The sequence below is a fragment of the Paenibacillus kyungheensis genome (assembly GCF_028606985.1).
GTDB classification, from domain to species: Bacteria; Bacillota; Bacilli; order Paenibacillales; family Paenibacillaceae; genus Saccharibacillus; species Saccharibacillus kyungheensis.
In genome coordinates this window covers 1245273-1258070 of record NZ_CP117416.1, presented here as the reverse complement: position 1 = coordinate 1258070, position 12798 = coordinate 1245273, and the positions used below count along the sequence as shown (strand labels likewise).

The window sequence follows — 12798 nt, the reverse complement described above, 5'->3', positions numbered from 1 at the left end:
TTATTTTAAATTTCGCTATAATTATATTCTGTGATTTTCAACTATTTTTTATAGTATTTTCTGGTATCGCTTCCATCAAATATTTAAAATTTTAACAGTTGATTTTACTTTATTTGGGAATAAAATAGGTAATGTACTCTTTTCCATACTTACAAGAAAGTACAGAAAAGAAAATGATTATTTTCATAAACAGAAAAAGGAGATGGACAGATTGAGTACAGAAACCAAAATTAAAACAACGAATCCAACCGACGTAGCGAAAACAAAGGTGACAACAGGTGCTGATGTTGTTGTTGATAGCCTCATCGCTCAAGGAGTTGAATATATCTTCGGAATTCCAGGAGCTAAGATTGATGCAGTATTTGATGTTTTGCAAGATCGAGGTCCACAATTAATCGTATGTCGTCATGAACAAAATGCTGCTTTTATGGCGGCAGCAATCGGTCGTTTAACAGGGAAACCTGGCGTATGTCTTGTGACTTCAGGTCCAGGCGCATCTAATTTAGTCACAGGGCTTGCAACAGCCAATGCCGAAAGTGATCCAGTAGTTGCTCTTGCAGGTGCAGTCTCCAGAACAGATCGTCTCAAACGTACTCACCAATCGATGGATAATGCAGGATTGTTCGAACCGGTTACCAAATACAGCGTTGAAGTCGAACATCCTAACAATGTAGGCGAAGCAATTACGAATGCGTTCCGTGAAGCTTCTGCTTCTCAACCGGGAGCTGCTTTTGTTAGTTTGCCGATGGATGTACTGGTAAGTGAAGCCAAAAAATTCAATTTCCATACAATGCATACACCACAGCTTGGTACAGCACCTACTCATCTGATTGATGAAGTGGCTACAGCGATTCGCCAAGCCAAATTGCCTGTTATTTTATTAGGTATGAAAGCAAGTAGCCCTGAAGTAACGCAAGCGATTCGTGAATTGATTCGTGATACTGATATTCCAGTAGTCGAAACGTTCCAAGCTGCTGGTGCTATTTCGCGTGATCTCGAGAAACATTTTCTAGGTCGAGTCGGACTGTTCTGTAATCAACCCGGTGATCTACTACTCAAACAATCTGATCTAGTGCTCACTGTGGGTTATGATCCTATCGAGTATGATCCTCATTTATGGAATCAAGAAGGTCAACGACTTGTTTTTCATTTAGATAATCGCAAAGCGGATATTGATCATTATTATCAACCACAAAGCGAATTGATCGGTAATATTGCGCTTAATATAGAAGCTTTGTCTACACAGTTGGAAGGTTTACGCCTTTCTTCACCATCGCTTGAAGTGCTTGCACGTTTACATCATAAACTAGAACAAGATGGTAAAGGATTCCATTCTTCACATCCAGATCTTGTTCATCCGATAGAATTTATGAAAACATTACGCGGTATGATCGGCGATACAGTCACTGTGGCTTGCGACGTTGGCTCCCATTACATCTGGATGGCACGGTACTTCCGTTCTTACGAACCTCGTCGTCTGTTGTTCAGTAACGGTATGCAGACGTTAGGTGTGGCGATGCCTTGGGCAATCGGCGCTTCATTAGTACGTCCGAATGAGAAAGTAATTTCGATTTCTGGTGATGGCGGCTTCTTATTCTCTTCGATGGAACTAGAAACGGCTGTCCGCTTAAATACACCACTGGTGCATATTGTATGGCGTGATGGTGCTTACGATATGGTTGCTTTTCAACAAGTGATGAAATACGGTCGTACCTCTGGTGTCGATTTTGGTAAAGTCGATATTGTAAAATATGCTGAAAGTTTTGGCGCATTAGGGCTACGTGTTACTCGTCCTGAAGAGTTAGAAGATGTACTTCGTCAAGCGATGGCACATCAAGGTCCTGTTGTTGTGGATGTACCTATTGATTATCAAGATAATATCAAATTAGGTGAAAAATTATTACCTGATGCGATCAACTAATACAGATCTATTGATTTTAGCAATCGTATAACAATTATTTATAGATAACATTGGATTTTATTTGAAAAAGGAGTCAGACAGAAATGGGAAATCACGTAATATATCAAGCTTCAACAATGATCGCTTTACTCAGCGGTATGTATGATGGTTCAGTCACATTTGGCGAACTCAAAAAACATGGTGATTTCGGCATTGGTACGTTTCATCAATTGGATGGTGAAATGATCGCTTTTGATGGTAAATTCTATCACCTGTATCCAGATGGCAGTGCTCAGCAAGTCGGTATGCAAGAAAGTACACCGTTCTCGACAGTGACTTTTTTTGAAGAGGAAAAAACATTCCAGATCAATCGCACACTGACTCGTCAGCAATTGGAAAAAGTACTGGACGATCTACTGGATAGCCCTAATATTTTTCATGCAATACGTATCGATGGTCAGTTCCGTGAAGTCAATACACGAACTGTACCGCATCAACAAAAGCCGTACAAACCGTTTATCGAAGTAACCAAATCGCAGCCCTCTTTCCATTTCCCTAATACAGGCGGAGTGATTGCAGGCTTCTGGACACCAGCATTTGCTCAAGGAATTGGTGTAGCAGGTTATCACTTACACTTTATTAATGATGAGCGTAATGGTGGTGGTCATGTGCTCGACTTTATTGTGGATCACTGCACGATTTCAATATGCAGTAGCGAAGATTTCCAATTGGCTCTTCCACATGATCAAGAGTATTTACACGCCAATCTTGAAGTTCCTAATTTGGAGCGCGATATTATGACTGCTGAAGGTGCTTACTAAATCAACACACTTTATAGTGTTTGATGAATATTTTTGATGCTAGACCCGTTATACCCTCCCTATTACTTAACCTACCTTTCTTTTAACGAAGAAGAGGTAGGTTCTTTTTTGTATTGTTTTTCGTCAATTTTTAACAATTTTTGTATATATAAAAGCAAAAGAAGTTCAATATCTAAGGCTATAGCAACTGTGTTGGGCTCTTTATTATTGTTACACTGTACCTATATTCGAATATACACTTTTGTTGATACTTCCATCCTACCTTATCGTTCGTTCATGCAAGTAAGCTTTCAAGCTTTATTGTTGTTGATCTGATCAGATATGATTTAAAGGAGGGCAAAACATGGAACGTAATATGCGTATTATTCCTTACGAAGTGATTGCTCATGCAGAACAAGTTACTGAAACACCAACAGGTGTAGAAATGATTCAAGCTCCGCAAGTCTGGGACACTACCAAAGGTGCAGGTATTATCGTCGCTATACTTGATACAGGCTGTGATACAGATCATCCTGATCTACAAGGTCGTATTACCAAAGGACGTAACTTTACAGATGATGATCAAAGTAACCCTGATATCTATGAAGATTATAATGGTCATGGTACTCATGTAGCAGGTACGATTGCAGCGATCCAAAACAATACAGGTGTAGTCGGTGTAGCTCCAGAAGTGAATTTACTCATTGGTAAAGTTTTAAATAAAGATGGTTCTGGTCAAATTGACTGGATTATTCAAGGAATCGAGTATGCTATCGAGCAAAAAGTAGATATTATTTCGATGTCTCTTGGTGGGCCTGATGATGTACCTGAATTACATGAAGCGATTCAAAAAGCAGTCAACAGCAATATTCTAGTGATCTGTGCCGCTGGAAATGAAGGCGACAACGATTCTAATACTGACGAATATGGATACCCTGGTTATTATAATGAAGTCATTAGTGTAGGCGCAATCAATCTTAATCGCCAATCTTCCGAATTTTCGAACTCGAATAATGAAGTTGATCTAGTGGCTCCAGGTGAAAATATATTATCGACATATTTGGATGGTAAATATGCCACACTGAGCGGAACCTCTATGGCTACCCCTCATGTATCCGGTGCGATGGCGTTAATCAAAGTAACCGCGAATCAAAGCTTTGAACGAGAGTTAACAGAGCCTGAACTTTATGCTCAATTGATCAAGCGTACAATTCCTCTCGGTGACTCTCCTCGTCTCGAAGGAAATGGAATGGTCTATCTGACTGCTCAAGAAGAGCTTGCCAAATTATTCAAACCACAGACTATTGCTAGACTGTTAAATATTTAAATCCATCAGATTCATATTCTGCGTATTTATGTCTACTTTAGTGTAGATGTAGATACGTTTTATTTTTTTCTAGAATGAACCTGTATGTCATTTCTGATATACTGATAAAAAGACAATATCGGTAGATCCGAATTGTACTTTTAGCTTTACAAATAGCTATACAATACATATGTATGTTGGAGGTGTTAGGACTAAGCCAGTGAATGGGTGAATATCCATTTAAGCTGACTTTACATTGTTTTCTGCTCTGATCCTGCTTGGGACCGAGACGGAAAAGATGATCGCCATGTGATTCTTTTTTGGACTCAGTGCCTTTTTAGTGAAGAACTAAAAGGTTTTTTTGTGTTACAGCGTGTATATTATACTGAAAAAAGGAGTATTATGAACATGTCGTTGCCATCACTCACCAAAAAGATAAACAATGCTTCTCCCGGTTCTACAGCGAATCAGACAATATTCGGAGTTTTACTTGCAATCTCCCTTGTTCATTTGTTTAACGATTCGATGCAATCGGTCATTCCAGCTATTTTTCCTATTTTAAAAGAAACGATGAATCTCAGTTATACACAAATCGGTTGGATTGCGTTTGCGATTAATTTTACCGCTTCTATTATGCAACCTGTTGTTGGTCTTTTTTCAGATAAGCGTCCTACCCCTTCTCTCCTGCCTATCGGAATGGGATTTACATTTACAGGCATGTTATTACTTGCTTATGCAAGTTCTTATTCGGCAGTGTTGCTAGCTGTAGTATTTGTCGGATTAGGGTCAGCAACTTTTCATCCTGAAGGTTCCAAAGTGTCCCATATGGCGGCCGGGAATCGAAGAGGATTAGCTCAGTCTATTTTTCAGGTGGGTGGTAATGCAGGACAATCACTAGCTCCCCTGCTCACTTCACTGATCTTTGTACCGTATGGTCAATTCGGAGCTATCGGATTCACCGGAGTCGCAGCCGCAGGAATTATTGTTCAAATCTTTATCGCACGCTGGTATGGACGAACGATTCGTAGTGAAAGTTTTGCCAAAAAGCATCGCAATGCTGGAAAAATTCGCCCTGAACTGAAAAATCGAATTGCATTTGCGATGATTATTTTAATTTCACTTGTTTTTGTGCGCTCCTGGTATTCGTCTTCGATTGCGAGTTATTATAGCTTTAATCTAATCGAAGGTTTTGGACTAAGTGTAGGCGATGCACAGATTTACATTTTTCTATTTTTAGCGGCTGGGGCTTTAGGTACTTTTTTCGGTGGTACACTAGCAGATCGTTTTGGAAAACGAAATCTTATTTTTGCATCGATGGCAGGTTCAGCACCTTTAGCTTTGATTTTGCCGTATGCTAATTTATTTTGGAGCGGCGTATTGTTAACGATTATCGGATTTATTCTTATTTCTAGCTTTTCAGTCACTGTCGTCTATGCTCAAATGCTTATCCCTGGCAAAATTGGTACTGTATCTGGATTGATTACAGGATTGGCTTTTGGATTAGGCGGACTTGGAGCCTTAGTCGTAGGTAACTGGATTGATAAAATAGGGATCTCGCCTGTCATGCAGTTATGTAGCTTTTTGCCATTACTTGGAGTCATCACGTTCTTACTTCCTTCTGATCGCAAATTAAGCGAATGGACAGAAGGTGCTTCTGAAGCATAATCGCTATATAATCGTGCGTTTAGTAAAATCATATATATATATATAAAAGCCTACCCTTTATACAAAGGATAGGCTTTTTTTGTTGAATAGATAATACTTAACCTGCACTAGAAGCAGATGAAGCACCGGAAGCAGCAGCACTAGAAGAAGCTGCAATATATCCATTTTCCATAGCTTGTACTTTAGCTTGTTGTACATAAAATTGTAGTTTAGCCAAGTCTTGTTTCACTTGATCTACATGCACTTGATATTGGAATTTATCAAAATCGTATTTTGTTACTACGCCAGCGTTGTAACGAATCTGCATATTGGTATTATCCAGAGTCACATCACTTACTGTACGTTGCGCGGTTACAACACTTTTATATGCTGTATCTGCATCAGTGTAACTTGATTCGATAGATTTAGCCAAATCAATTTTACCTTGAGTCAATTGTTGTCTAGCAATTTCAGTATTTGCTTTGGTTGCTTGCTCATCAAAGCTGTTGGCTGCATTTTTATCTTGGTTATCTTCTTCCCATTGAGCTTGAACAATGCCATTAGCAAGCGTCTGTACTTGGTATGAAGAAGACAAGATTGTATCTACATTTTTCTTTGTAACCGGTTCTACAGTTACATCAATATCTGTTAATTGAATATTTGGATTGTATTCAATACCTAGATCAAATGAAATAGTAATCAATGCTTTTTGGTACGCATCTTCAAGATTAGTTAAGTTATCTTTTTCTGCTAACAAAGCACGATTTGCTTTATCGATATCTTCTTGTGTACCTGATCCTAGAGACTGTAATGTTTGAGCACGTTGTACATCACGAGTCAATACATCGATATAGTCTTTAGACAATTGAACTTGTTTTTGACTTGCCAACAGTTGTACATATTGACCTGTCATACCAAGTTTGATACCTTCTTTAGCTTCATTGATTTGAAGTTCTGTATTTTCTTTTTGAGTATCCAAGCTGTTAATATTTTTTTCTAATGTTTTACGAGAAGTTTCAAGTTGTGTGTTTTGAGCGGCTGCACTTTTATTTAGTCCATCCGAAATTTTACCTACAGCATCTTGAAGTTCTTTTAATTGTTGCTCGTAAGCATCACTTGGATCTGGCTTTGATGGTTCAGGCGTAGGAGTAGGTTCTGGTGTAGGATCAGCAGCATCTGTAGCACTAGCAGATCCAGAACCACTATTGTCTGTTGTTGCAGCTGGCGTAGCATCTTCTGCTTGAGCGCTCACTGTATTAGCAGCTTTTAGTGAAGGACTTACTGTAGTTACAGAACCACTTTGTGAATCATCACCATTAACACCTGAATCTGTACCACTACCATTATCAGATGGAACATGCAATACAGGAGAGCCATTACCTGCTTGAATATTAAAGCTATTATTCAAGTCAACTAGATTTACACCTAGACTCGCATTTTGTTGATCTAACACTTTATATTTTAATTGAAGAAGTGCAAGGTTATAAGAATCATTTAGTGCTAGATTGATAACTGTATTTAGATCCAAAGTATCAAGCTTTTTCAATTCGCCTGCTCCAGAGATCGTTAATTGTGATGCTGGGGTAGCTGTTGTGTCTGTTACAACTGGAGTCGGTATTGCATCCGCAGCATGAGCCATAGTTAGTGGTTGAGATGCTACAAGTACCATAGCCAGAAGAGAAGCGCCGACCATTCCTTTTTTCATATCCATATTACCTCTTTTCATATATTCAAAAAAATACTTTCACTCGCAAATGAATGCTTCTGCCAAAAACATTTAGTATAGCTAATAAAATTAATTTAGCATTACTAACAAAATAAATCAACTACAATTCAATAAATCATTTATAATTAAAAATAAGTTTGATTTAAAAAATCGTTTCTTCTACTTATATAAATGTATGAATACTCTACCTCTATATTATATACCTTAAATGACATATACGTAATCCTTGTTCAAACATTATTTTAAAATAAAATTATACCTTCAGATATATCTTTCCTTAAGTCCACTCTAATAAAATGACCACCAGTGCTACTAAAATAGACGCAGCAAGTAAAAGGTGTATTTTTTCTCGCACCATAGCAGGCTTTGTATTTATATAATGAAGTTTGTGATTTGGCGTATTATTGTTCCTCTGATCTGGATCATAATGATCTGTCGGTCTCACAATGAATCACCTTCTCTTCCATATATTGTATATATTATGATACTACAATCTTACCATTCGTCACACAATATTCACAATCTTATTCTGCATAAATGAAGCATCCACTTTTAGATTTAATTTATCTTATCCAAATCTACATCCAGAGGTTGAGGTCGGTTCAAATTTAGTTTGATACAATTGACAAGCACCGTAAAAACAATCTATAATTCAGCCATGAACTATAGAGTATAAATTAAACTGGTGAGTTCAGAGGAGGATACTGTAACTATGAAAAAAAGCTGGCCAACGGCCTTTACAGCGATTCTGTTAGCTGTTAGTTTGACAGCATGTTCAACAGAGAAAGCTGCAGTGGAGCCGGCAAGTAGTAGTGTCGAAGTCACAGCCGTCAAAGAAGTAACATTAGATGCGGTCTATGACTTATCAGGCACCCTACAAGCATATGATGAGACCCCTGTTTCTTTTAAAATCGGTGGAACAGTCACTTCAGTGAATGCCGATATTGGAGATCAGGTTACAAAAGGGAAAAGTTTAGCCCAACTAGATAGCGCAGATTTACAACTTGATCTCGACAATGCCAACCAAAGTGTTGCCGCAGCTCAAGCATCCCTCAGCAACGCACAAGCTTCTCTTACCAGCGCACAAGCTTCTCTTAGCAATGCGCAAGCCGCCAAACAAGCAGCTCAAGCAGGTATCGCATCTGCGGATGCACAAATTCAAAGTGCGAAAGTTCGTGAGCAAGGCGTAGCCGCTGGAGCTCGTACACAAGAAAAAGCACAATCACAAAATGCAGTGAACAAAGCACAAACTGCTTACAATCAAGCCAAAACAGCAGCCGATCGTGCCAAAACACTATTTCAAAATGGTTTATTAACGCAACAAGAAAATGAACAAGCTCAAACGACTCTTGCTACAGCGCAAGACAGTCTGAATGACGCCAAAGAACAACTTTCTCTTCTATTAGAAGGAGCAAGCGCATCAGATCGTGCAGCAGCTGCTTCTACGGTTAAAGAAGCTGAAGTTGGTCGTCAAAGTGCTGTTGCTAGTGTAGAGCAAGCCAATTCAGGAATTGAGCAAGCAAATGCAGGTATCGAACAAGCAAATGCGGGTATTAGCCAGGCACAAGCAAGTTATGAACAAGCTGTTATTGCTAAAGAAACGGCTCAATTGAATTTATCTAGAGTAGGACTTGCTGCTCCTGTATCCGGTGTCGTGTTAGAAAAAACGATTTCTAATGGACAAACGGTAACTGCGGGTACAGCTATGTTTACACTTGGTGAAATTAACAAACTTAAAGTGTTGCTTCCTATTGCAGATAGTGAAATCAGTAAGTGGAAAGTTGGACAACAAGTTAGCTTAAACCTTTATGATGAAGCACGTACAGGCAAAGTCACAAAGCTTTATCCTGCCACCAATGAAAATACAGGTTCTATCAATGCAGAAGTAACGATTGATAATCCTAAATTAGATTGGAAACCAGGTCAGGTTGTCAAAGCTTCTCGTCAAGCTGCTTCATTAAAAGGAATCGCCATTCCTGTAGAAGCGGTTGTAAGTACAGGCTCTGAACCGTATGTATTCAAAAATGTAAATGGTAAAGCTGTCCAAACCCCTGTTGAAATTGGTAATCTATACGACAATCGTTATCAGATTACTAAAGGCTTAAAAGTAGGCGATCAGGTGGTGACTCAAGGAGCCGACCGTTTATTTAATGGAGATGCCCTTACAGTAAGTGAGGCGACCACTAAATGATCAAATATATCGTCAAAAAGCGTAAAATTACGCTTGTCTTCTTTATCATGCTTATCCTTTTCGGTATCGTAAGTGCATTGCAGTTGCCTAAACAATTAATGCCAGATATCGTTGTAAAAACAGCAACAGTTACCACTACTTATCCTGGTGCAACTCCAGAGTTAATGGAACAAACGGTCACCAAAGTGTTAGAGCAGAAGATTAAAGAAGTTACCAATCTGGATACGATCTCTTCTACTTCCAGTAACGGAGTATCCAGTATCGTGATTCAAGCTCTTCCCTCAGCAAACGCTAAAGACACATGGAGTGAGTTACGCCGTAAAGTGCAAGATGCTGAAGGCGAACTTCCTTCTGATGCTAACACGCCTGTCGTTAATGACAATTTAACACAGACATTTGTTCAATCGTTTGCTGTATATGGCAAAACCAAAGAAGATATTTATGCTTTAAGTGATCTTATGAATACATGGCGTGACCAACTTCGCTCTGTACCGGGTATTACCGATGTAGCGATTAAAGGTATCCCGGATCAGCAAGTTCGAGTAGACGCTGATATGGCGAAGTTAAAACAGTACAATATTTCGTGGGAATCGGTTATGCAAGCGATCCAGTCTGAAAATAACCGTGTACCTACAGGTGATATTGCCTACCAATCACGTACTTATCAATTAACGGTTGATGAATCTCATGATGTAGATTCCCTCAAAAATATTGTTGTTTTTCAAACAGAAGCCGGTATTCCTGTTTATGTTAAAGACATAGCTAATGTGCAATTGGTAACGGATAAAGAAACGTACTTAGGATATTACAACGGTGTACCTGCAATTTCACTCGATATCAGTAGTGAAACAGGTTCTGATGTACCTACAATGCATGAGCGTGTAGCAGAAAAAATGTCTTCACTTGAAAAAACATTGCCTGCTAACATCAAGATTACTTCCCTATTTGCTCAAAAAAATGAAGTAGATCGTATTTTCAATGATTTGATTCGTGAAATGTTAATTGCGATTTTGGCGGTTATTATTATTTGTATGTTGGGATTGAACTGGTTAACAGCTTCTTTTGTAGCTTTGGCTATTCCAGTCTCAATCGCACTCGGTCTGATTCTTTTGCCTACTCTGGGAATATCGCTGAATCAGATTACGATTGTAGGATTGATTATCGTACTGGGGATACTGGTCGATGATGCGGTTGTTGTGAATGATAACATTGAACGACGATTAACCGTACTCAAAGAAAGCCCGACCGATGCAGCTATAAACGGTACCAAAGAAGTATCGATCTCTATTATTACTGCTACATTAGCAACAATCGCGGCTTTTGCTCCATTAATGTTGCTTGAAGGCGATATGGGATCATTTATTCGTCCGATTCCAACGATTATCTCGTTATGTATGTTAGCTTCGATGATTATGGCATTAACGATCATTCCTATTTTCCGTGAATGGTATGAAGAGCGTCGTAATGAACAAGGTAAAACACATGGCACAGAAAAACCTGCTGGACTATTAGGTAAACAAATCCAATCGTTAACGAATGGCTATGCTAAAAAATTAATGCCTAAAGTGTTAAAACGTCCATTAATTGTCGCTTTAACAGGACTTATTGTGAGTACACTTGCTTACGGGTTAGCTGCTTTTACACCAATCGAGCTATTCCCAAGTTCATCTGATCCTCAGTTAACGATCAATGTATCGTTGCCTACAGGTACTTCTTTACAGAAAACAGATGAAGTCGTACAAGGCGTTGCGAAATGGGTCAAAAAACAGCCAGGTGTTGAAAATATAGCTTATGCTTCTGGTGGCGGTGCACCTCAGTTATTTACCAACCTTAGTCTAGGTGGCGGTGGTGTAACGACCGGACAGATTCTAGTCACCGGTGAAGAACATAAGCTCGATGTAGCTACAGCGTCAGAACAATGGTCTGATCAACTTAAAAAAGATTATCCAGGTATCAGTATCTCTGTAAAAGCTACAGATTTGGGTGTCTCTGTAGGTAAAGCAGTATCGATCCGTATTCTAGGTGATGATCTAGAAGAAATTCGTAGTTTGACAGATAAAGTGAAACTTGCGATTGCTGATACACCAGGAACATATGGTATTACTGATAGTATTGGTGTCGAAAATTATGCTTTGAACTTTGTCGTTAATAAACAAGCGATGGATCAATATAAAGTGAGTTATGAGAACTTAACACGTACACTATTGATGATGGGTAGCGGTATTAGTGTAGGTGACTTTGATAACGGTGAAGACCTGATCGATATCAAGCTTTATATGAAAGATTCTACAAACGCTAGTCCAACAGCACTATTCCAACAAGTCAGTATTACTAACTCTGCTGGAACTCAGATTCCATTATCACAAGTGGTTGAAATGAAACCATCATTTGCGATTCAACAAATCGATCGTTATAACTTAACACGAGTGAATACGATTGAGGCAGATGCGAATGGACGTACCGCTACAGAAGTTATGCAGGAATTAGAACCTAAAATACAACAAATTAATTTCCCTGAAGGATACACATGGGATGTCGGTGGAGCAACGTCCAGCCAAACAGATACCTTTACTGATTTGGGGCAACTGTTTGTAGTCGTTATCTTCCTGATCATTATCTTAATTATGATTCAGTTCTACTCGCTTTCGATTCCGATGATTATTATGACTACAGTCTATCTAGCGGCTGCGGGCGGTATATTAGGATTATTTATTACTCGTACACCGATCGGATTTATGTCAGTCATGGGGATTATAGCACTCGCCGGAATTGTTGTAAGGAACGGTATCGTATTAATCGAATTTATAGAAGATGCAAGGCATGAAGGTATGGAACTAACCGATGCTATTATCTCTGCGGCATCTGCTCGTTTCCGCCCTATTCTTCTTACCTCGTTGACAGCGATTGTGGGTATGATTCCTATCGCTACTGTCGGTGAACTATTGTTCCGACCGCTTGGGGTTACTATTATTTTCGGTCTTGTATTCTCAACGATTTTGACATTGTTTGTAGTGCCTTCCTTATACATGGTTGTTGCTAGACGGAAAGATAAAAAAGCAGCCCGTAAATTAGAACGCAAGCAACAACGTCGTGAAAAGTTGAATTTAAGTAAAAAAGTGTAATCGAATTATTCTGTAGATATGAATGTGTACTGGATAAGAACAGGCTTCTTTTCAAAGAGCCTGTTCTTATTTTATAATGACGTGATGACGTAGCGGTAAAGGAGATGTG

General features: G+C 39.0%; 8 protein-coding genes. 6 read left to right on the top strand and 2 right to left on the bottom strand.

The window, feature by feature from the left end:
* The first annotated feature begins 202 nt into the window (after nucleotides 1–202).
* From alsS to PQ456_RS05375, 4 genes are all read left to right on the top strand, one after another.
* Nucleotides 203–1921, top strand: coding sequence for an acetolactate synthase AlsS (gene alsS, locus PQ456_RS05390; RefSeq protein ID WP_420540642.1), 1719 nt, complete (start codon nucleotides 203–205; stop codon nucleotides 1919–1921).
* A gap of 83 nt (nucleotides 1922–2004) precedes the next feature.
* Entirely contained in the window at nucleotides 2005–2721 is a 717-nt protein-coding gene (gene budA / locus PQ456_RS05385; RefSeq protein ID WP_273615220.1) for an acetolactate decarboxylase, read from the top strand.
* A gap of 343 nt (nucleotides 2722–3064) precedes the next feature.
* The gene (locus tag PQ456_RS05380) at nucleotides 3065–4027 is read left to right on the top strand and encodes a S8 family peptidase (RefSeq protein ID WP_273615219.1); all 963 of its coding nucleotides are present in this window, start codon (nucleotides 3065–3067) and stop codon (nucleotides 4025–4027) included.
* A gap of 387 nt (nucleotides 4028–4414) precedes the next feature.
* Nucleotides 4415–5671: an MFS transporter gene (locus PQ456_RS05375; protein WP_273615218.1), complete on the top strand. Its 1257-nt coding sequence runs from the start codon at nucleotides 4415–4417 to the stop codon at nucleotides 5669–5671.
* A 97-nt stretch (nucleotides 5672–5768) separates the two neighbouring features.
* Here the strand turns inward: PQ456_RS05375 and PQ456_RS05370 are convergent, their stop codons facing one another.
* Together PQ456_RS05370 and PQ456_RS05365 are read right to left on the bottom strand one after the other, a co-directional pair.
* Nucleotides 5769–7355 (bottom strand): TolC family protein, encoded by a 1587-nt coding sequence (locus tag PQ456_RS05370; protein ID WP_273615217.1) that lies wholly within the window; start codon nucleotides 7353–7355, stop codon nucleotides 5769–5771.
* A gap of 298 nt (nucleotides 7356–7653) precedes the next feature.
* Nucleotides 7654–7821 carry a hypothetical protein gene (locus tag PQ456_RS05365; protein WP_273615216.1) on the bottom strand — a complete coding sequence of 56 codons (168 nt, stop codon included), beginning with the start codon at nucleotides 7819–7821 and terminating at the stop codon, nucleotides 7654–7656.
* Between the two features lie 267 nt (nucleotides 7822–8088).
* Between PQ456_RS05365 and PQ456_RS05360 the strand changes: the two genes are divergently transcribed.
* Both PQ456_RS05360 and PQ456_RS05355 read left to right on the top strand, forming a co-directional pair.
* Nucleotides 8089–9567: an efflux RND transporter periplasmic adaptor subunit gene (locus PQ456_RS05360; protein ID WP_273615215.1), complete on the top strand. Its 1479-nt coding sequence runs from the start codon at nucleotides 8089–8091 to the stop codon at nucleotides 9565–9567.
* On the top strand, nucleotides 9564–12689 hold the full coding sequence (locus PQ456_RS05355) for an efflux RND transporter permease subunit (protein ID WP_273615214.1): 3126 nt from the start codon (nucleotides 9564–9566) through the stop codon (nucleotides 12687–12689). The genes PQ456_RS05360 and PQ456_RS05355 overlap by 4 nt, the downstream gene beginning before the upstream one ends.
* Nucleotides 12690–12798: the final 109 nt, after the last annotated feature.

Excerpts from the sequence above, each read along its gene's own strand:
- alsS (WP_420540642.1), top strand. The coding sequence starts at position 203 with ATGGACAGATTGAGTACAGAAACCAAAATTAAAACAACGAATCCAACC.
- budA (WP_273615220.1), top strand. The coding sequence starts at position 2,005 with ATGGGAAATCACGTAATATATCAAGCTTCAACAATGATCGCTTTACTC.
- PQ456_RS05380 (WP_273615219.1), top strand. The coding sequence starts at position 3,065 with ATGGAACGTAATATGCGTATTATTCCTTACGAAGTGATTGCTCATGCA.
- PQ456_RS05375 (WP_273615218.1), top strand. The coding sequence starts at position 4,415 with ATGTCGTTGCCATCACTCACCAAAAAGATAAACAATGCTTCTCCCGGT.
- PQ456_RS05370 (WP_273615217.1), bottom strand. The coding sequence starts at position 7,355 with ATGAAAAAAGGAATGGTCGGCGCTTCTCTTCTGGCTATGGTACTTGTA.
- PQ456_RS05360 (WP_273615215.1), top strand. The coding sequence starts at position 8,089 with ATGAAAAAAAGCTGGCCAACGGCCTTTACAGCGATTCTGTTAGCTGTT.
- PQ456_RS05355 (WP_273615214.1), top strand. The coding sequence starts at position 9,564 with ATGATCAAATATATCGTCAAAAAGCGTAAAATTACGCTTGTCTTCTTT.